The 22504-nt window shown below is 34.2% G+C and carries 18 protein-coding genes; 16 read left to right on the plus strand and 2 right to left on the minus strand.

From position 1 onward, the window contains the following. Positions 1–73 precede the first annotated feature (73 nt). The 9 genes from FFWV33_RS00935 (at position 74) to FFWV33_RS00975 (ending at position 10627) form a co-directional block, all read left to right on the plus strand. Complete coding sequence (locus FFWV33_RS00935; protein WP_108739155.1) at positions 74–727, plus strand: hypothetical protein; 654 nt, start codon at positions 74–76, stop codon at positions 725–727. Positions 728–1073: 346 nt separating this feature from the next. Next, positions 1074–1937 carry a sigma-70 family RNA polymerase sigma factor gene (locus tag FFWV33_RS00940; RefSeq protein WP_026707723.1) on the plus strand — a complete coding sequence of 288 codons (864 nt, stop codon included), beginning with the start codon at positions 1074–1076 and terminating at the stop codon, positions 1935–1937. A gap of 153 nt (positions 1938–2090) precedes the next feature. After that, entirely contained in the window at positions 2091–2708 is a 618-nt protein-coding gene (locus FFWV33_RS00945) for a hypothetical protein (protein WP_108739156.1), read from the plus strand. A 149-nt stretch (positions 2709–2857) separates the two neighbouring features. Next, positions 2858–3520, plus strand: a complete 663-nt coding sequence (gene rpe, locus FFWV33_RS00950; RefSeq protein ID WP_108739157.1) for a ribulose-phosphate 3-epimerase — start codon at positions 2858–2860, stop codon at positions 3518–3520. Between the two features lie 105 nt (positions 3521–3625). After that, positions 3626–4072 (plus strand): hypothetical protein, encoded by a 447-nt coding sequence (locus tag FFWV33_RS00955; RefSeq protein WP_159085956.1) that lies wholly within the window; start codon positions 3626–3628, stop codon positions 4070–4072. A gap of 40 nt (positions 4073–4112) precedes the next feature. Next, complete coding sequence (locus FFWV33_RS00960; RefSeq protein WP_108739159.1) at positions 4113–7226, plus strand: SusC/RagA family TonB-linked outer membrane protein; 3114 nt, start codon at positions 4113–4115, stop codon at positions 7224–7226. A 29-nt stretch (positions 7227–7255) separates the two neighbouring features. After that, complete coding sequence (locus tag FFWV33_RS00965; RefSeq protein WP_108739160.1) at positions 7256–8725, plus strand: RagB/SusD family nutrient uptake outer membrane protein; 1470 nt, start codon at positions 7256–7258, stop codon at positions 8723–8725. A 16-nt stretch (positions 8726–8741) separates the two neighbouring features. Beyond that, entirely contained in the window at positions 8742–9701 is a 960-nt protein-coding gene (locus FFWV33_RS00970; RefSeq protein WP_159085957.1) for a PKD domain-containing protein, read from the plus strand. A gap of 5 nt (positions 9702–9706) precedes the next feature. Continuing rightward, on the plus strand, positions 9707–10627 hold the full coding sequence (locus tag FFWV33_RS00975; RefSeq protein WP_108739162.1) for a polysaccharide lyase family 7 protein: 921 nt from the start codon (positions 9707–9709) through the stop codon (positions 10625–10627). A 165-nt stretch (positions 10628–10792) separates the two neighbouring features. Here FFWV33_RS00975 and FFWV33_RS00980 read toward each other — a convergent pair whose 3' ends face one another. Beyond that, positions 10793–11218 carry a CBS domain-containing protein gene (locus FFWV33_RS00980; protein ID WP_108739163.1) on the minus strand — a complete coding sequence of 142 codons (426 nt, stop codon included), beginning with the start codon at positions 11216–11218 and terminating at the stop codon, positions 10793–10795. A gap of 217 nt (positions 11219–11435) precedes the next feature. Between FFWV33_RS00980 and FFWV33_RS00985 the strand changes: the two genes are divergently transcribed. After that, positions 11436–14750, plus strand: a complete 3315-nt coding sequence (locus tag FFWV33_RS00985; RefSeq protein WP_108739164.1) for a T9SS type A sorting domain-containing protein — start codon at positions 11436–11438, stop codon at positions 14748–14750. Positions 14751–15154: 404 nt separating this feature from the next. On the opposite strand, the gene FFWV33_RS00990 is transcribed toward FFWV33_RS00985, so the two are convergent. Continuing rightward, positions 15155–15973, minus strand: coding sequence for an SDR family NAD(P)-dependent oxidoreductase (locus FFWV33_RS00990; RefSeq protein WP_108739165.1), 819 nt, complete (start codon positions 15971–15973; stop codon positions 15155–15157). 272 nt (positions 15974–16245) lie between these two features. Between FFWV33_RS00990 and FFWV33_RS00995 the strand changes: the two genes are divergently transcribed. The 6 genes from FFWV33_RS00995 (at position 16246) to FFWV33_RS01020 (ending at position 22432) form a co-directional block, all read left to right on the plus strand. Further along, on the plus strand, positions 16246–17001 hold the full coding sequence (locus FFWV33_RS00995) for an alpha/beta fold hydrolase (protein WP_108739166.1): 756 nt from the start codon (positions 16246–16248) through the stop codon (positions 16999–17001). Between the two features lie 266 nt (positions 17002–17267). Next, on the plus strand, positions 17268–18626 hold the full coding sequence (locus FFWV33_RS01000) for a tyrosine-type recombinase/integrase (protein ID WP_108739167.1): 1359 nt from the start codon (positions 17268–17270) through the stop codon (positions 18624–18626). Further along, on the plus strand, positions 18623–19366 hold the full coding sequence (locus FFWV33_RS01005) for a hypothetical protein (RefSeq protein ID WP_108739168.1): 744 nt from the start codon (positions 18623–18625) through the stop codon (positions 19364–19366). The genes FFWV33_RS01000 and FFWV33_RS01005 overlap by 4 nt, the downstream gene beginning before the upstream one ends. Before the next feature lie 56 nt (positions 19367–19422). After that, positions 19423–19692: a helix-turn-helix domain-containing protein gene (locus tag FFWV33_RS01010; protein WP_108739169.1), complete on the plus strand. Its 270-nt coding sequence runs from the start codon at positions 19423–19425 to the stop codon at positions 19690–19692. Positions 19693–19696: 4 nt separating this feature from the next. Beyond that, on the plus strand, positions 19697–20026 hold the full coding sequence (locus FFWV33_RS01015; protein ID WP_108739170.1) for a hypothetical protein: 330 nt from the start codon (positions 19697–19699) through the stop codon (positions 20024–20026). Between the two features lie 3 nt (positions 20027–20029). Further along, positions 20030–22432 carry a hypothetical protein gene (locus tag FFWV33_RS01020; protein ID WP_108739171.1) on the plus strand — a complete coding sequence of 801 codons (2403 nt, stop codon included), beginning with the start codon at positions 20030–20032 and terminating at the stop codon, positions 22430–22432. Positions 22433–22504: the final 72 nt, after the last annotated feature.

Below are 22504 nucleotides of genomic sequence, written 5' to 3' on the forward strand. Positions count from 1 at the left end.
TAAGAATAAAATGGAGTATGATTTTTTTAAATTATACTCCATTTTTTAGTTAACTTTATAAAAAACAAACAACATGAAATATAAAGTTACGATCGACAACATTCAAACAATTGATGAATCGAATACCTATTGGTCTGTTGAAGATTATGTAAACCTTTTGGGTTTATACGGTTTTCCGGATGCAAAAAGCAAGGACATAGCAGAATTGCGCGAATTGCTGTTTATGGCGATTAGTGACTACGAGCCAAATGAAGCTGCTGTGATTATCTTGACCTACAAATTATCGGATGAATTGACTGAAGGACAAATTGACCAAATATCAAATGATATGCTATTGGACAAGGTTTGCGAGGAATATCCTGTGATCAAACTACATGCTCGTTTGTTTCATTGCAACCAAATGTTGCACCATGCTTTCAACGGGAAATTTCCGAATGCGAAAGCTCTTGTGGTAAAATGTAAAATCACCGGCCAAGAAAAAGAAGTCTTAACCAAAGAACAATTCTTGAAAATCATGAACAATGGTTTGGCTGAAGCCACACTTATTAAACGTCTTTTTGACGAACCAATGACTACCGAGGCTCCGTTTCCTGATGCGGAAGGAATTGTATGGGAATTAAACACGGTAGACAATGAAAATTACGAAATGATGACCTCTGAATATTGGATGGAGCGCAATGACATTATCGCTGGAGAGTTTGAAGGTGAAGTGCTAGAAGAAGCATAATATCGTTTTAAAGTTCCATTTTGGACTTTTACATTTCAGCCACAGTTTGCTAACGTTTTCACTAAATTGTGAAAATGATTGTAAACTGTGGCTGTTTTTTTTTGCTAACTATCCTTTTTAAATATAAATATTCTGGTCGAACGGGTTTTGCATTAGGGATAGCAGCGGTATCCTTTGATGAAATGAAATGGAATCAAAGATATAGCGGATAGCCCGACCGTAGGGAATGCCCACATTTGATTTAGCTTCGAATAAACTAAAATAAATTATTTTCATATTTTTTGTAACATTAAATGTACTTCGTACGTATAACTATATGTACACTTAAAATTGAGGAGACAACACCATGAGACAACTTAAAATTACCAAGCAGGTAACGAATCGTGAAACTGCATCGTTAGACAAATATTTACAAGAAATAGGTAAAGTTGACCTTATTACTGCTGATGAAGAAGTAGAATTGGCACAAAAGATCAAGGCGGGAGACCAACGTGCTCTTGAGAAATTGACAAAAGCAAATTTACGTTTTGTGGTTTCGGTTGCAAAACAATATCAAAATCAAGGTTTAACGCTTCCCGATTTAATTAATGAAGGAAACTTAGGTTTGATCAAAGCAGCACAACGTTTTGATGAAACGCGTGGTTTTAAATTTATCTCTTATGCTGTATGGTGGATTCGTCAATCGATTTTGCAAGCACTTGCTGAACAATCTCGTATTGTACGTTTGCCATTGAACAAAATTGGTTCTATCAACAAAATCAACAAGATGTACGCTTTGCTAGAGCAATCTAATGAGCGTCCGCCATCTGCTGAAGAAATTGCAAAAGAACTTGATATGACGGTAAATGATGTAAAAGAGTCTATGAAAAACTCTGGTCGTCACTTATCAATGGATGCACCTCTTGTTGAAGGAGAAGATTCTAACCTATATGACGTATTACGTTCTGGTGAGTCTCCTAACCCAGATAGAGAATTGATCCACGAATCTTTGCGTACTGAAATTGAGCGTTCTCTTGAAACATTGACGCCTCGTGAGGCTGATGTAGTTCGTTTGTATTTTGGTCTTGGTGACCAACACCCAATGACTCTTGAAGAAATTGGAGAAACTTTTGACTTAACTCGTGAGCGTGTTCGTCAAATTAAAGAAAAAGCAATCCGCAGATTGAAACATACTTCAAGAAGTAAAATCTTGAAAACATATTTAGGATAATCTCCGTATTCATCCTCTTAAAACTCCAGTCTTGTACTGGAGTTTTTTTTTTGGATTAAAATGTTCAGTAATTATCGGTAAAGATAATTTAACATAAAAAACTGACAACAATAATATTATTTTCTATCTTTATTGCTACTAAAACCAAAAAACATGAAAAAGATTGTCGTAGCCCTATCGTTACTAGCCGTATTTGCTTGCAAAAACAAAGAAGAACAGAACGACGAGCCTGGTATTATGGATGCTGTTGAAAGTGTAAAAAGCATGAATAAAGGAGCTGACGCTATAAAAGATTACGAAAAAATTACTGAAGATTTAAAAAAACTCACGCCAGTTAAGAATGATGTTTATAAGGCCGTATTGGTAGAAACTTTGGGTGATCTTCCTCGTACTAAATTTAGCGCTGGAAATAATGCGGCGGCGGCAGGACTTAGTACTGCGGAAGCAACCTATAGTAATGCTGAAGGAAAAGCAGTAAAAGTAACTATATTTGATGGTGCAGGTGAAACAGGAAGTGCCTTAATTACGATACTACATATGACTATCGCTATGGGAATGGAATCAATTGAGGGAACAAAAACTATGCAAACTGAAGAAATTGACGGGAACATGTGTTCTACCCAAAACGATACAAATCCAGATAGCTACAACAACTCTTCAATTAACTTCATTTATAACGATAGATTTCAAATTACCCTCGAAGGAACTAAAATTCAGTTGGAGGAACTAAAAAGTTATCTGGCAAAACTAGATTTATCCCACTTGAAATAAGATACATTTTTCAATAAAACAGAAAAGGTATTCCGTAAAACGAATACCTTTTTCCTTTTTACAGAAAACGGTAAATTCTTTATTAAAAAGGCAAGTCCGTTTTTGTTTTAAAAACTATCTTTGCAAAAACTACACACAACTCAACTATAATGAAAAACACGCTTATTGCCCCATCGGTCCTAGCAGCTGACTTTGCTAATCTAGAACGCGACATTAAAATGATCAACTCAAGTGCAGCCGATTGGTTTCACATTGATATTATGGACGGTGTATTTGTTCCCAATATTTCTTTTGGAATGCCCGTATTAGAGGCGATAAAAAGACATGCAACTAAAACGATCGACGTACACTTAATGATAGTTGATCCAGACCGCTACATTTCGACTTTCAAAAAATTGGGTGCAGATGTGCTTACTGTACATTATGAAGCATGCACGCACTTACACAGAACCCTACAAGCGATCAAAGCTGAAGGAATGCAAGCAGGTGTTGCACTTAACCCACACACAAGCGTAGATTTGCTGGAAGATGTAATCAACGACATTGACTTGGTTTGTATTATGAGTGTCAATCCTGGTTTTGGCGGACAATCTTTTATCGAAAATACCTATGCTAAAGTAGCAAAACTAAAAGCATTGATTGAGAAAAAAGGCGCTTCGACTATTATCGAAATCGATGGTGGTGTCACGAATAAAAATGCGAAGCAACTAGTAGAAGCAGGTGCCGATGTGCTTGTTGCCGGTAGTTATGTTTTTGGAGCACAAGACCCAATTGCAACTTTAGCAGGTCTTAAGGAAATGACCTGTTTTTAATATAAAAACCAAAACACTTAAAAAAGCTGTCACGATACCTATCGTGACAGCTTTTTTGGTTTATAACACTTTTAAAGTTAACCATACTGATTAACTGATTACATATTGCTTTGCCTATTCGCACTTTCAGGCTCTGGTCACTATAGCCCAACTACATTGGTCTCTTATCCTATTAGACCGACGGACTTTGAATTGAATATAGATTCATTTGTCATGTCGCAAAAACATTACAAAACAATACTACTTTGTAGCGCATTTTATTTTATTTGTTTGTCTTCTACTCTCCTATTTAGCATACAATTAAAAAATTACTCCCATGAAATTGAAAATTTTTTAATTTTTGTAAAAGCACCCTCTTTTATCCATTTTAAAGGTGCCGTTTACACCCTCACCTTACTACCCATAGGAGCTAAGGACGAATATGATAAAATATCATTTTATCAAAAAATCACACTAAAACCACTCGAAAAAGCCTTGAAATTAACTTTTCATTTTGAATTACTTAAAAAAGTCTGTATATTGCAAACCCTTATTGGTAAACCAATTTGGTAATCCACAATAACTAACAACTATTTTAACTAAAAAAACCATTATGAATTTAAAAATTACATTATCATTACTGGTCATTTTATTATTTAATTTGGCGGCCGTCGCCCAAGATAGATATAAATTGACAGGAACAGTATTAGCAGCCTCGGACAACTTGCCTATTCCGGGTGTTAATGTCAATATCGCAAAATCAAAAAAAGGAGTTTCAACAGACTTTGATGGTAAGTATACTATTGATGTAAAAAAAGGAGACATTCTTCGATTTTCATATTTAGGTTTTACTAGTCAAGTACAAATAATAAACAATCAACAAAACATAAATATTGTACTTAAAGAAAATGCAAACCTGTTGGATGACGTTGTAGTCATTGGATATGGTACACAAAAAAAATCACATTTAACGGGAGCTATATCCAAAGTAACCAATGATGACTTGGATCAAATTGCTGTATCAAGAGTTGATGATGCATTGGTAGGACAAGTATCTGGTGTAAACATACAAGCCACAGATGGTGAAGCTGGAGCTGCACCAACCATTACCATTAGAGGTGTTGGTTCTATGGCTGGGGATTCTACACCACTGATTGTTGTAGATGGAATCATTGTTGATTCTAGTTTTCTTGGTTCTTTGAACATGAATAATGTGGAATCTTTTGAAATATTAAAAGATGCCGCATCCTCTTCTATATATGGATCTAAAGGTTCAAATGGTATTATTATGATTACCATGAAATCTGGTGTAGCAGGAAAAACTAAAATCAACTACAGTACTTATACCGGAATAAAAACAGCTCGAAAAAGTGAGGCTTATGGCTACACCACTGCGGATTGGGCAAAAAAACAAACAGATGCAGGATTAACTCTTTCACCTTACACCGTTGCCCAATTGCAAATTGGAACCGATCGCTCTTGGCAAGATGTTTTTTTTGAAACAGGGGTAATTACCAATCATTCTATCTCTTTGAGAGGAGGTAATGACAAAACTAAGTTTGCTACTAGTTTAAACTACACAAATGATGAAGGTGTTTTATTATTAGATAATTATAAAAAATATGGTGCTAGACTAAAAGTAGATAGTAAAATAAGTGATAAAATTACTATTGGCGCAAATTTGAGTCCATCCTTTACTACTAGAAGAAGATTCTCTGAAAACATTCACAACGTAGCGAGACACCAACCATGGTTACCTATTTATCATACCGAAGAAACATTACGTTTTATTGATCCAAACGGTGTGTATGCAGGATTAGTTCCTGGAGATTATGCTAGAATGGTTCATTTTGAAATGTTTGATTTAGATGGAGATGGCCAAATTAACGACAAACTACAAAATATAGGTAATAGTAACAATCAGAATCCTTATGCTAGAGTTGCAGAACGTAACAGAACAGACAAGAAATTCCAGTTGTACGGGAGTTTTTATGGGCAATATAACATTTTAAAAGATTTGACTTTTAAATCTACATTGGCAGGTTCTTATGACGATACAAAAAGAACAGACTATTTAGGAACTTTAGGAAAAGAAAGTCCAACAGATGCTTATATGACAGAGATTGCTCAAAAAGAAAACTATATAATTTTTGACAACTTTTTCAATTACAACAAATCAATAGGAAAACATGACATTGGTGTTACTGCTGGTGTATCTCTAGAAAGCAGAAATTATTTTTTCTCGACCGTTACAGGAACCGGATACACAAATGATGTTGTACAACAGATTACCAATGCAACTACTATATCTGATGCAGATGCATTTGAATGGCAAAAAAGAGGAATCTCTTATGTATCGAGAGTTAACTATGCTTACAACGACAAGTACTTAGCATCTATAAGTATGCGACGTGACGGAAGTTCTATTTTTGGATCAAAATACAAATATGGTAATTTCCCTGCAGCATCTATTGGATGGAATATTGGAAAAGAAGAATTTTTAATAGATAATAATTTTATTAAAAACTTAAAATTCAGAGCTAGTTTCGGGGTTACCGGAAATGACAGATTGAACACTGGAGCAGTAGATCCAGATGCTCAAGGGAGTACATCTACCCTAAGCACCGGAAACATACTTGTAGATTATTATCCGCATTTAGCTTTACTTACCGCAGACGGATCTAGTTACAGTGTAGATGGTGGTGTGCAAGCAGGTTTGTCACCTGCAAATATTGCTAACCCTGAATTGCGTTGGGAACGACTTATTGAGTTTAACCCAGGAATAGATTTTGGTATTTGGAACAATAGAATCACAGGATCTGTTGATTGGTATCAACGAACAAGTGACCAATTATTATTACCAAATCCAATATCTGCTACTACAGGTTTTTCAAACGCCTTGGTAAATTTAGGAAAAGTTAAAAATACAGGTTGGGAATTTGAGTTGAGAACAAAAAATATCAGTACACGAGATTTTAAATGGAGTACTACATTAATAGCTACAACAAACAACAATACTTTAATTGATTTTGCTGACTCGAACGGACAAATTACAAGTCTAGACCCTAGCCGTCCTGCTGAATGGATTAATCTTGAAGGACAACCTATTTCTTTGTTTTACGGTTATGTTGTAGACAAAGAATTAGCATTTGAAGACAGAGACAGACCCTACAGACACGTTGGTGCACAAGCAGGTTTGGTTTATGTAAAAGATTTAAATGGGGATGGAGTTTTGGATAGCGAAGATAAAACGGTTTTAGGTAACCCTTACCCGGAACTTATTTGGAGTATGACAAATGAATTTAGTATCGGTAATGTTGATGTTTCATTCATGTTCCAAGGTTCACATGGTGCCGAAGTGAGAAACATTGCGGATCACTATTTATTTAGCAACAATAACAATAGAACCTACTTGGATACTGCTGAAAACACAGAGTTTTTAGTTGATAAATTTTTCACAAATAGTATAGTGCAAGATGCGTCTTACATCGCATTAAGAAACGTAAGCATTGGATATAACTTTCCAAAAGATGTATTGAAGAAAATTGGAGTTTCTGGATTAAAAGTATACGCTACAGGACAAAATTTAATGTACAAAACGGCTTCAAATTACACCGGATGGAACCCAGAAGCTGTAGACAAAACAAGTCCTACACAATATGGATACCAAAGAGGAGGATCCCCGATCTATAGTACAGTGTCTCTTGGTCTGAATCTAGACTTTTAATAATTTCTCTAAACGATAAAAAAAATATTATGAAATATATAAAATATATAACCGTCATATTAACAATAGGTGTATTTACATCTTGTAGCGATTTCTTATCTCCCGCTCCAAGTTCTAGTATAACATCTGGAAATTACTACACTACGGCAGAAGAACTAGAAACAGGTTTGATAGGCGCTTATGCTGCTGTTAAGGGAATTAATGATTATGACAAGGATAATAATCACGGCGTACAATATGAGTTTTATGTTACTGAAATGCGTAGTGATAACACGAGCACAAAAAGTCCAGACTCTGAAGATGCCTCAGATGCAGGTCAACTAGAAAGCTTTAGTGTACTACCTACCAATAGTTTTGTTTTAAATTACTACTCCAGCTATTTTCAAATAATTTACAGAGCAAATGTTATTTTAGAAAATCTTGGTGTAGTAACCGATACCAAAAAGGCTGCAGCGCTTGAAGGTGAAGCAAAATTTTTACGAGCATATGCGTATTTTAACCTTGTTAGACTTTTTGGAGATTTACCGTTGATTGATCGTGTGATATCACCTGCTGAAACGGGCATTCAATACACAAGAGTTAGCACAAACGCTATATACGATCTCATTGTTGCCGATTTAGACAATGCTGTTACGGGTTTAGATCCTGAAATTACAGGGATTTCAAGTTATAAAACAAGAGCTTCAAAAGCAGCAGCACAAGCCCTGTTAGCAAAAGTACACTTGACAATAGGAACTCCAGAGTCTTACACCAAAGCGCAACTATTATGCGAAAGCATTATCAACAGTCAAAAGTATACGCTTAAAAATGATTTTCATGATGTTTTTTATAGTGAGCTAAATTCTGAAATTATATTTGCAATAGGGTATGAAGGTGGTATTCAAAATAACAGCCAATTATTTTCATCAGAATGGATGAATGCTGTAGGTAGAACAAGTGGTGTTAATTATGCTACTTCAGATGTTATCACTGCTATAGATGCAAATGGAGGAAACAGAGTTGCCGATTCTTATAGAGAAGATCCTATTTCAACTGGAACAATTAGATACCAAGTAGCGAAGTTCTTCCCTAACGGCGAAAACGGAGGTAGTGACGGAAAAACTTTTACTGGCCTACCTAGATTAGCGGGTAACGACTGGATCATTTTACGCTATGCTGATGTTTTATTAATGCATACAGAGGCAATTATGGCTGGAGCAATTGAAACCTCTGCTTCCACAGCAGTCGCTTCCTTCAAATTAGTAAGAGATAGAGCTGGGTTAAATACTCCAAGCACAATTAAGAAATCAGATTTACTACTAGAAAGACGTGTCGAATTTGCTTTCGAAAACCAAAGATTTTTTGATTTAATACGATTTGGTGAAGCAGAATCAATACTACGAGCTTTTTCATTAGCAAATGATTTCACTTTTGATTCAACTGATTTGTTACTTCCTATTCCGCAAAACGAAATCAATTTGAGTAAAGGTACTATGAAACAAAATGCAGGTTATAACTAAGATAAAACATATAATTATGAAAACGAATACTAGCATAATAAAACGAATCGCAAAATTCAGCAATAGTGCTCTAGCGATTATGACTTGCTTTTTAATTGCATCTTGTAATCCCACGATTGATTCACTTGCCTTTGAACTACCCGAAGCAAATTCTAAAGCCGATTTGAATCCTCCAATAGCTAAGTTTGCAGCAACAGAAACTGCTGATTACCTAACGTATACTTTCTCTAACACTTCTACTAGTGCTACCAATTATACTTGGGATTACGGGGATGGTAAAACAAGTATAACCAAAGATGGAGAGAATACATTCCCTGCCGAAGGTACCTATACTGTAACCTTAACAGCTAAGGACAAACTTGATAAAACAAGTGTTTTTTCAACTACAGTAACGGTAGTAAAACCAATTGTTCCGCCATCTATAATTCCGGATATTCTAAACGGAGACTTTAATGATGGACAAGACAATTGGAAATTTAGTAGCTTCTCTGGAGGGACCACGAGTCCATACAATACAAGTGGTGATGGTTCTTGGTTGAATTATGATGAATCTGATAATGGTTCAAAAACTGCAGGTGCAAAATGGACCAAGTCCACGTCTGCAGGTGTATATGTAAGTAGTAAAACACAATATGCCTATCAGGCAATCGATATTACTCCTAATACAAACTATATATTAGAATTTGAATATGCTATTAAAACAGAGGCAGAACAAGATGGTGTTGCTCCAGGCGGTAATCGAATTATAGGAGAAATTCTTAACGGACAATTTTCTGACGGAGCCGATGCAATTGCGAGCTCTACTGCAGGACCATTAGCACAACACAATGGTACTATTGTTTTAGGAAAAACAACTTTCACAAAAGTGACAAAAGTTTTTACCTCAAATGCAACAGGAAAAGTTTCTATCTTGATTTACGGTGTGACGGATGTGGACGCTTATGTAGACAATGTAAAAGTATATCCTGCAAAATAATCTAAATGAGGAAAACACTAAAAATCACACTCTCAATTCTCTTAATGGTATTTATATCTGTTACTGCTACTTGTCAAGAAAAGGCAAGTAGCAATGCAGATAATATGATGAAAACAGAAAAAAGAGCAAAGAAAAAAAAGAGAAGAAAAAGGATCAGACTGCCTAATATCGATTTAAGCCATTGGAGTGTAACCATACCCGAGTTAAATCAAAAAGGGAGCGCGCTGAGTGTACAACCACCAGAGATCTTAAATTATGCAAAAGACAAAAGACTTATTCCTTATATGTATAATGATTCTATACGTGGTACGCTAGTATTCTACTCCTTCCCTAGTGCTGCAACTACTGCAAACACCAAATATACCCGTTGTGAACTAAGAGAACAAATGGTGCCTGGTGACAACAAAACCAATTGGACATTTGCTCAAGGCGCAAAAATGAAAGGTGATCTTGCCATGGGAGAAGTTTCCAAAGACAGTGACGGTAAATATCACCGAGTAATTATTATGCAAATTCACGGCATATTGACCGATGAGCAACGTGATTTAATAGGTCAAAAAGATAATAATGCACCACCAATATTAAAAATTTATTGGCAAGATGGTAAAATTAGAGTTAAAACCAAAATCTTGAAAAACCTCAACGCTACCGGACCTGATCTATTGCACGAAGAGGCCTGGGACGATGACGATGGTTTTAATTTTGAACAAGAAGTTGGATTTGGTCGATTTACACTCGAAGTAAAAGTATCTGACGGCGAAATGGTAATAATCTTGAATAACAGCGAGTACAAAGTTTACGACGGTATTCACATGAGGAAATGGGGAATATTCGAAAATTATTTTAAAGCCGGAAATTATTTTCAATCCAGAGATGAAGGCGCTTATGCAAGGGTTAAATATTACAAGCTAGAAGTAAGCCATTAAAAATCTGATTATACCAAAATTAAGCACAAATAGTAAAGGAGAGATTGTTCATAACAAACAGTCTCTCCTTTTTTTTTTATAATTGACAGTAATTGTCCTTACTCAAATATTCTTCCTTAACCAACATCAAAACAAAAAACATCTCAAAACGATGGCCAAAAAGACCTAATCTTCGTATTGACGCAACAAATACTTAATCAAATCGGTACTGGTAACGATACCCATCAAGGTATCGCCTTCACATATAGGTAAGGCATGAAAATCATTTTTAACCAAAATCTCAGCGGCTTCCTTAATTGTAGTATAGGGTTTGATAGCAACAACATTCTTAGTCATCACTTGTTGAATCGTGAACATATTATACACCACCGAAGACAAATCGACATCATCCTCGTCATCCACTTCTGTACAGCAAACCCGTAACATATCGTTTAGACTCAGCATTCCCACAATTTTATTGTTGCTCAAAACAGGAATGTGTTTGATTCCGTTTTCTCTAAACAAAGCCTCGGCCTTGGTTAATTCATCAGTCAAATTTAGCTTCACTATGTTTTGTGTCATAATAGACGACACTGGCACTTGTTGTTTCATGATTAATCTCTTATTAATTAGAAAATAGTAACTCAAAATAATGATTCAAGTAAATTTACGATTATAAAACAACATAAAAAAAGAAAAACCACAGAAGTCTAAATACTTAAAAATCATATGTTTTATCATTTAAGACATATAAAACAAAATAACAGTTGTAAACAGATAACTTAGCTTAATAATTAAAAAAACCTTTTACCTTTTATAATTATTAACTATGAAACACCTCTACCCTTTTTTATTTTTCCTATTCTTATCTTTTTCCAGTTGGAGCCAAACCATCCTTTTTAAAAGTGGATTTGAAGGCAATCTTGCGACTGAATGGGGAGCCAATACAAATATTGGAACCATGCCAAAATTTGAAGTAAATTCTATCTCTAAGCGAATAGGGAATAATGGCTTTGAAATGGAGTTTAATTCAGTTTCACAAAAGGGAAATCTAGAAACTCCCAGAAATATAAGTTGGGAAAACGGGATAAGTTATCGCATTACATTCTATTATAAAGCAGTAACGACAATTGAAAACACCGATAGTAATATCAAAATTTTTGCCAATAATGGCGCAACAAAACTATTTCAAATAAATTTCCCTCTCACTTCAACGAGCTGGACAAAATACACCAGCGATTTTACCGCTACTGTCAATGACAACACTGGCTCTGTATTTTTCTCCATTAGACCTAACACAACAAATACTGGAAAGATCTATTTTGACGACATTCAAATCGAAAAAATCCCTCCTATTTCCACCTTTTTTACAGATATAAAAACCAAAGATATCGTCTCTGATTCTTCCATCAAATGGATTCAATTTGGACCTGGAATGAGTGGAAACAACACCTCCTTTTATACACATCCTACAGATAGCAATACGCATTTTACTTCGCCCAATATGGGGAATTCTTATCGTTCAATAGACAGAGGTTTCACCTACGAAACCATCATGAACGAAGACGCTGCGGCATGGGATAGCGGTACGAGAGGACCTGTTGAAACTTATTCCATTGATTTTTCGCGTTCCAACGAAAATTTTGGATTTTCGACAGGAAAACGTTTAGGCGATTTATTCCAAACATCAGATAAAGGAAAATCATGGACACGAGTACTTTCTGTCCAAGGACAAGCCGGAAACGCTTATCTTGCTTGTGTAGCAGTTGACCCTCAGAATGAAAACATCTGGTACTTAGGTGCTGGACGTATGCGTGATTACGGCAGAGTAGATTTTCCTCTTTCGCAGCCCAACGGATCGTATATCCATAGTAACAGTCAAGGAAAAATATGGAAAACCACAGATAAAGGCGCTAATTGGACTTTGGTTAATTCAGGTTTACACCCAAATGCAGAAATTGAAACCATATATACAGACCCTACAGACTCAAATGTAATTTATGCGGGTACCAATTACGGCTTTTACAAAAGTATCAACGGAGGAACAACCTGGGCATTAAAATCAAATGGAATTACTAATAATGTAATTCGTTCCCTTAGGATGTATTACAACCCTAGCTTAAGTGGCACTCAAGTTACTCTTTATGCATTGAGTAACATTATGTGGAAAGCAGACGGAAGCACACTAACTGATGACACTGGAGGGATTTACAAAAGCACTGACAAAGGAGAATCATGGACAAACATTAGCGGCAATCTAGCCTTAGACATGACACAATTCAGTAGCAATACAGGGGTGGTAAAATCATATTATAACACTGTTGCATTTTATTATGGAATACCATACGACGAAGCTGTATCTCTATACCCAAATATGCCTTCCAAAATTACCCAACGTTTCAATCAAATTATAGTAGACCCAAAAAATCCTGACAATATTTACTTGGTCAACAACTACTCCAATGCCTCTGGAAATAATTTCAAGCCTGGACAGTTATGGAGAACAACAAATGGAGGTTCCAAATGGTTTGTAACGCTTAGAAATGGTAAAAATTGGAACTCAGGAAGCCCAGATTTAACTTATTGGACAAATCGAGAAAACCCTTTAAACACAAATATTCAGATCAAATACAAACATGATTGGGTAAATCGTGATGATTACGAGCAGAAATCATGTAATTTCATTCAGTTTAATGCTGATGGAACCGTATTATATACTCAAATGGCAAAAATTGGTTTTGTTTCCTATGACAATGGTGATAGTTGGCAAGATATAGATGACATTGAAACCTCACCCAATAGCGAAAGCTATGTTGGAGCAGGAAATAGCAATGTACCAGGTCATGGTTTTTACCAAAGTGAAAATGCCCCAAATAAAGTTCTTTGTCCATCGGGTGAAAACAGTTTATGGATCACCAATTCCGAAGGTTCACTGGTTCGTCCCAATGCTCAAGGTGCTTCAGTACGCAACTTAACATCAGGTGAACACTCTGTAAGCTCTGTAGCAATAGACCCTACGAATCCAAATATTTGGTTTGCGACTTTCTTCCGTCAAGACAGAAGAGGACAATTACTAAAATCTATAGACAATGGTATCACATGGGCAACCGTAGGTACACCTGTACCTTTGCCTTGGCCTGTTAACACTGCAGGAGGTGATCAATCTGTACACCAAATGTGTTTATTAATAGATAAAAGCAACACCAACAACATGTATTTTTGTGTTCCAAGGTCATCGCTCAAATTAGAGTGGGTTGGCGACTCTGTAACAGGCTGGGGAATACACAAATCTTCAGATGCTGGTGTAACTTGGTCAGACAGCAATAACGGCCTGCCTTCTTCTCTAGACGTAGCCCGAATAGCTTTGGATCCGAATGACAACAACATTCTATATGCTGCAGTGATTGGCACAGGTGGAGGTTTATACAAATCTATTGATAATGCAAATAATTGGACAAAAGTAAGCTCCACCACAGATATTTCTGGAACTTCTGGCATCAATGATATTCATTTTGACAAAGATGGAAAATCATATATTACCGCTGGTTTTGACAATGTAGCAGCAAATGGTGGTGGTTTATGGGTAAGCGATGACAACATGCAAAATTGGACAAAACTTTTTGATTACCCATGGACCAATCGTGTGGAAGTAGCAAAATATGACACCCGAACAATATTGGTCTCTACTTTACCAAACAATACCATTGGAATGATTAATGGAGGTACCTACATTTCTAAAGACTCTGGAGAAACCTGGGTAAAATTTAACAAAGGAAATGGACAATCCGACAGAATAAACGATATCGCAATTGACTACAATACACCCGGCAAATATTATGCTTCTACTAGAGGAAGTGGGTGGTATGCAGCTGTCGATTCAAGTCCAAACTTAAAAATAAAACCGAATAAAGTATCCACTGTAAGTGCTATAGTATATCCAAATCCTGCAAGAGATCATATAAAAATTGTTGCAACACTTGATTTTCAAGAAATAAAAATTTACGCATTGAATGGTTCACTTGTTAAACAATATGACAAAAAAGAATCCAATGAATATTCTATTTCAAATTTACCCGCAGGTACATATCTCTATATCATCAAGAATGAAACAGAGGTATATAAAGGAAAATTTATCAAACTATAATTCAAAACCTAGCAAGGCTAACTCTCAAGGTTAGCCTTTTTGATTCGGTTTATTCAGGAGCTATTTCCAGCTATCATTCCAAACGAAGTTCACTGAACGCCAAAAAAAATGAGTATATGGTGAAGTAATCTTTTTCGGGCTGAAAAAAGCCCAAAAAAGGATTTTCCCTTCTATCTGGGCTATCTCATTTGTTCCTATTAAGAATTAGATTTTTTTTTATAAAATTAATACACTTAACCTATAGTTTACGTCTTAGTTATTCAACTCTTACTTAATCTCTTCACTTACACGAATGATCCCATGCATATAACTATGATCAAGACCACACGAACCTATTATCAAATCAAAATTCAGCTGCTTTATTAATGAATTCAATTTTAATATAGAATAATATCCGTTCACTTCTATCCGAAAGCAGATTCTACCGCTCCACCATCTATTCTAATATTACTTCCGTTGATGTAGCTCGCTTGTTCTGAACATAAAAAAGCAACTACCGAAGCTACTTCTTCTGGTTTCCCTCGTCTTTGCATAGCAATATGTGGACGTTCATTTTTTACAAACCATTTAACCGCATCTTCCACACTACAATCTCTCTCCTTTGCTAGTTCTTCCATCATTGCATCTGTCATAGGAGTTTCAATATAAGCCGGAGACACACAATTAAATAAGATGTTTTCTTTTGAATACGATCTTGACAAACACTTAGAAAGATTTATAATCGCCGCTTTACAAGCATTGTACGGGCTTTCTTCAACATAGGGCTGAAAAGCATTTTCAGATGAAACTAAGATCATTCTCCCCCATTTTAATTTTTGCATTTGTGGAATAAAAGCTCTTGCAATTCTCACAGATCCTAACAAATCAATATCAATTGTTTTCATCCAATCGTCATCTGTTAAACTTAAAAAATCACCCGCTGCGCCTCTAGCACCCGCAGAATGAAAGATAATGTGTGCTCCACCATAGTCCTTATCAATTTTAGCTGCTAAAGCTAGTACTTCATTATTATCTGATAAATCAGCAGCTATTCCTACTACTGTAGCGCCATCTTTTGCTTCTTTTTCAACTTCTGTTACAGCATCGGATAAATCTTTACCTTCTTTCCTATCTGATAAAATTATATTTACTCCTTCTCTCGCCAAAAATTTTGCTGTTTCTCTTCCTATACCCGAATCTCCTCCAGTTATTAAGGCTGTTTTTCCTTTAATATTTAAATCCATTTTTTTTATCTTTTAATTATGCAGTCGTAAATTGTAAGGCCACTAGAACTGAAAATTCCAACTCATGCAACTCACTAAAGTACCCTTACTTTATCCTGCTTATATCGTTCAAATGTAAATCTACAGCTATTAAAAAGTGATTTAGAACGCAATACATTTTTATTTTAACTCAAATGACTTTTGTTTATTTATTTTTTTGAGTTAATTTTTTATTTCTTAGGAGTACTACCCTTCAGATAATTAACGTTATTTTGGTTTAAAAATTAATTACTATGAATGCATTAAACAACTATAGCTATACAGATGTTGGACAAGGAGATGCTACGATAGTTTTTGTCCATTATTTTGGAGGAGACGCAGGTAGTTGGTCTTGGCTAATCGATTATTTAAAAAGCGACTACCGTTGTGTAGCACTAGATTTGCCTGGCTTTGGCAATTCAGAATCTTTAGAGCATCCATCTATATCCTCATACAGTATTTACATCGCTAACTTTATTGAAGCTTTGGAATTAGAAAACTATTATCTATGCGGCCATTCTATGGGTGGCAAATTGGTGTTGTATGTAAACACTCTTCTAAAAAAGAACCTGCCAAAAAAAATCATTTTGATTGCTCCCTCTCCTCCTACTATTGAAAACATGTCTCAAAAAGAAAAAGAACGCATGCTTGATCATCCTAATAGGGTTGAAGCTATAACTACAGTAAACAACGCCATCAAAAAAGAGCTCGCCCATGACAGATTTGAATATGCGGTAGAATCACAATTAAAAATTGAAGAAGGCGCATGGAAATGGTGGATTAACGACGGAATGAATGAATCTATAACCGATATAATTATCGAGAACTCCACTCCCGTATTACTAATTTATTCAACTGACGATCCTATTATTAAGGAGCATGACATAAACAAAGAAGTACTTCCTTATTTAAAGAAGGTAGAAACTGTCGCTTTATCCGGCATAGGACATTTAATTCCGATGGAGTCTCCAGAAGAACTAGCAGCACTATTAAGAGATAAGTTAAAATAATTGAGGTATGAATTGTAGATATAAAAAAAACGTAAATCATTATATAAATGATTTACGTTTTTTTTGTGTGGCCGCGACAGGGACAAAACCCCCAAATCCGAACGAAACTATAATTTAAAAAAAAACCAATAAAACCAATACTTAAGATGGTTTAAAGATTTAAAGTAGTTCGTAACAATTCGAACGAAAACACTAAAAGTGTAGCAAAGGTGTAGCAAGAGTGTAACAAAAGAATTATCTTTGATTTGTTCAAACACTTTATCACTATGGCAACACTAAAATTAAAACTACGTAATGAACTAGATAACTCAAATATTTACGTTTACTACTCTATCAGTAAAGACATAAGGCTTTGGAGAAAAACAGGCTTTATTGTAAATTATAAAGATTGGAATGCTAAGAAAGAACAAAGCAAATTATTAGATGAAGATTCTAAAAAAATAAATATTCGTCTTTCTGAATTAAAAACGCATTTAGAGAAACAACACAATATTGCAATAAGTACAGGGATTGAATTTACAGGCGATTGGTTACAAAAGCAAATTGACGTATTCAACAATAAAACACCTGTAGTGGAATTGGACATTCTTACTAACTATATTCAAAAGTATATTGATGATGCACCCTACAAACAAAATCAAAAAAAAGAACTTGGTTTAAGTGCTGGCCGTGTAGCTAATATAAAGTTATTCAAAAAAACTATTTCAAAATATGAAACCGAAGCACTCAAAGGCAAAAGCATTATAATTAAAGACATTAATTTACAGTTTGTCGAAAAGTATAAAAGCTGGTTATTTAGTAAAAATTACTCTATTAATTACGTAGGTAAAAATATTGCAAACATAAAAACTATTTGTAATGATGCTTATAAAAATGACATTCAAGTTTCTAACCAATTAAAAAATATTAAAGGAGTTTCCGAACGCAAAGAACCTGAGGAAATAGTCTATTTGTCCGAAGAAGAACAGCAACACATAAAAACTGTCCCCTTATTACGTGAAGCTCTTGAAAACGCTCGAAAATGGCTTTTGTTAGGGTGCTTAATAGGCCAGCGTGCTGGAGATTTATTGAGCATTACTGAAAATAATATTAAGAACTTAAACGGCATGATGTTAATTGAGATTAAGCAACAAAAAACAGGCAAACAAGTTGCAGTCCCACTACTACCCGATGCACTCGAAATAATAAAAAACGGTCTACCTTATAAAATATCTTTACCACGATTTAACGAATACATAAAAGATATTTGTAAAATAGCTGGATTAACTCAAATGATTAAGGGCAAAAAACCTACCAGCGTAAAAACAGGGAATAAAATAACATCTCTAAAGACTGGTAAAAAGATTGATGAAAAAGTCAAATTAAATATTGCTGGAACGTACCAAAAATATGAATTAGTAACTTCACATATTTGTCGCAGAAGCTTCGCTACAAATTTCTACGGACGTATTCCAACACCTGTTTTGATGAATATAACTGCTCACGGAACGGAAAGAATGTTTTTGTTCTATATCGGCAAAACTACGTATGACAATGCCTACCAAATGCTAGAATATTTCAGTAAATTAGCACCTAAAGAAAAAATACCTCAATTGGAGGTAATACATAACACAGGCACTAAATGAAAAACTTATTTAAAAGTCCAACAGTTTACAGTTTATCAGAATATGAAAGTCAATATGACAATTTATTAATAGAACATTTTACAATTAATTCTGATTATGATTTAAAACACTTTTTAATGACTGAAATAGGTCTTTACAGAGAACGAATTGAATGTATAAATAACTTTGGAACTATTCCAGAGGATTTTTCTGAGGAGGATTCCAAATTAATGAGAAATGTGACCTATACATTAGAAGACAATACAACTGTACAGTTGCAAAACATTTATGTAAGCGATAAAGAGTACTATTGTCAAGTGATTGATTTTGATAAAGAAATAATAAAAAAATTAGCTTACCTAGACCACGAAGATACATGGCTGTTTTTGTACAACACTAAATTTTCATTTATTAGAATCATTGAATATTTAAAACTCAAAAAGAAAGAGATTAATATAAAAACAATTCCAACATTAGCCTTTGACTTAAGCGATTGCACTGCAACCGAAAAAATAATTTATTTACAAAAATTAGGTATAATCGATTTTCTAAGAAAAAACAATCATGTTTCAATTAACGGTTTAGCTTCTGCTTTAAGTGCTATTACTGGAGAAAAACCAACAACGATACAATCTGCTATAAATCCAATAATCAGCAGGGATGCTGGACAAAAAAACAATCCATTTAACAGTGAAAATACTGTTCAAAAAGTTGAAAAACAGCTTATAAAAATTGGTTTCAACATAGATGAAACGATTTAGGGAATCCCTAAAAATACCCTAAGATTTATTTGTACTTCACTTTAACAGTAAGTACAATGACTTCACAAATTTTAATTCAAGGCTACACAATAGAGCAACTAGCCGAAGCTCTAAAACCATTGTTTGAAACCCAAACACCATTAAAACAACAGCAACTCGAAAATCCCTTACTTACAAGGGATGAAGTTTGCAAATTACTGTCTTTCAATAAAACTTCACTTTGGAAGCACACTAAAAGCGGTAAGCTAAAAAGCTACGGCATAGGAAACAAAGTATATTACAAGCGTTCTGAAGTATTGGAAGCCGTGAAACCTATTAATCATTAGCATTATGAAAAATAGAAATACACAGGCACAACAGTACATCGATTATGTAAGAACCAGCGTTTTGAAATTTTACATTAGTGATTATTTGGTTTTTAAAAATCTTCCTGAAACGGTTATTTTCTACAAAGCACTAAAAGTGCAACCAGTCACAAAGAAAGCAATTTGCACCGCCTTTGATTTAAACATTGAGGCAATGTGTAGGTACAAACGCCAACTCGAGAAAGAAGGTTTGCTAGAGCAGTCAGATAAAAAGGAAATTTGTAAATACACAGGACACCTTGCACATTTATTGACCACCAATACATTTTTATTCAAAGTAAATAAAAGAGAATAGGAAATGGACACGGCAACTACACCAGCCGTGCCAAAAACCTATATTGCTGAATGGATTAAGTTAGATTTTTTCAATAATTCTAATTTAAAAACCGATATACAAAATCGTATTTCGAATAATATCGAAGTTGAATTTATTACCTCTTTACAGGATATGAAAGGCGATAATAAAGACAACTTTGGTATTCCATTTTCAGACATTACACTTTTGGCAATGGCTTACTTTTATTCTGAGATATTCACGGATAAAATAAAAGATGAATATTACACGCTAGAAATGGTGAAAGGTTTTTTTGATGCAAATAACTTTACACCATACACCGCAATTCACGAAATAGATGTAGTTTTTGTTTCAATGAAAGACGCACCTTATTTTAAACATTGCTGGTTAATTATACAAAGTGCATGGTTCTTTAATTCGTCGTATTTTGGACACCACCAGCATATTGACTACGTGAACCACTACATAAGCACAGGCGAAAAGCTACTAATTGAGAACTATAATTTTGATCGAAATTATTTAGAAAAAAAATATGGTGACATTGACAGCAGAAAAAGCAAACGCATTCCAATAAATGGATTCACACTAGTAAACCAATGGTATTATGGAATATTATTTTTAATATGTAGTGAACTAAAGCTTTCAACAAAACATTTTGTTATATCAACAAAACATGATAGAATTTACAATCCTTTAGTTAAAACTTCCCGACAATTGAGAATGTTAGCACCATTTAAAATTATCGAATGTGATATTAAAAGCGCCTTCCCTACTTTCTTAGACATAGAAGCTGGAGCAACCTTAAAAGACCATGTTTATAACAATCTTATGAAAGCTAAAAAAATAACGAGAGGAGAAGCAAAAATTTTATTTAACAGCGTTTGTAATAGTGGAAAATACAAAAGCATAAAAGAAACAACCGCTTTTTTTATGGATTGCGGTTATACACCTGAACAATGTAAAATACTTATATCATTGACACATGACAGTAACAGAAAATTTATTTTTGCTATGACAGAATACGAATCATTGGCAATTAACAATTTTGCAACAATGAATGATTTAAAACATGGTGCAAGGCTTCACGATGCGATTATATTTATAGATGATAAAAACAGACCTCAAATATTACAAGTTCCACCAAATTGTGACTTTGGAATTAAAGAACTAAACCGCCCAATTCTAAAAGAATATTTTAAAGTAAGTAATAAAAGATTAAATTTTGCTTACATCAATTCTATTCCTAGAGGTTTAAATTTGATTAGCAAACTTGATTTTGCAAAACCTGAAGTAAAAGGAATTTCTAACGGTTTTAAGTTCTACAAATCAAAGTTTGAATACATAAGCGCAAGCTTTAATTTAAATGAATATAATATTGATTACTACCAATTTATAGGCAAGTGTACTATTATGTTTAATACTTTGCTAGCTCTCAATAATAGCAGTTACTTAAACCCTGTTCATAGATTTTTGATACTACGCCATATTAGACAACATTCAAATTATATTTTTAATGTCCGTGCCTTACAATCAAAATTTAAAGCCATAAATCCTTCTTTGATAATATCAAAAAGTAGAGATTATGATATAACTGAAAACATGACTTTTAAAAAGAAAATTGACTTTCTCAATGCTATGAATGAAGCAAAAAAGCTAGTAACAATTAATTGCAATTATTTAGAATTATTTGATTTGATGCTAGAGCGATTAACCAACAATGATTTTTCATACATTGATAATACAGTATTTACAGGGCATAAAAAAAACAATTTATTGAGCTATGCAATAGTAAGAACATTTAATATTTTATGCACAGGAAGAAGCAGAACCAAACGAAAAACAGTTAAGAGTGAACCTCTTTATTTAGCACCTATAAAGAGACTCACTCTAAAGTCAATATCGTTAAAAAAACAACAGCAAAACGCTTTTATAAAGAAAGGAATTGCAAAATATGAAAAAGAGTTAATAGCCTTGAATAAGTTAGTTTGTAACCGAGAGAAAGCAAAACATTTATTTATAATTCTTTGCGATGTTGCTGGACAAAATACTGATTTAAATATCAAAAAGGATGCACAAATAATCACAGAATTAAAAATTGATTTATTGCGGTTAATTGACAAAACAGAATATTTGGATTGTAGCGCTGGAGAAATCGAATTTGATTCAAGATACAAATTCATTAAACCGAAAGAAATTCCAGTAATTTCAGATATAGAAAATATATTTGAAACTGATTTAAGCAACAGTATTTTTAATCAAATAGACATAGAAGAAGCAAACGATAGAGGGGAAACGTTCTTTAATGAATATTTAAAATTTCACGGATTAGAGAAGGTTTGTAAGACAGCTATATTAAGCGAAAAGCCAATAGAAAAATATAAACTTCCTGAAATTAATTTTGATTAATTTACCCATAAGTACGGAAAGCCGTAAAATAGATTTAAAAGGTTTACTTACATTTGAAAAAAATTTAAAACT

Origin of the sequence: Flavobacterium faecale (assembly GCF_003076455.1) — a bacterium.
Lineage (GTDB): Bacteria > Bacteroidota > Bacteroidia > Flavobacteriales > Flavobacteriaceae > Flavobacterium > Flavobacterium faecale.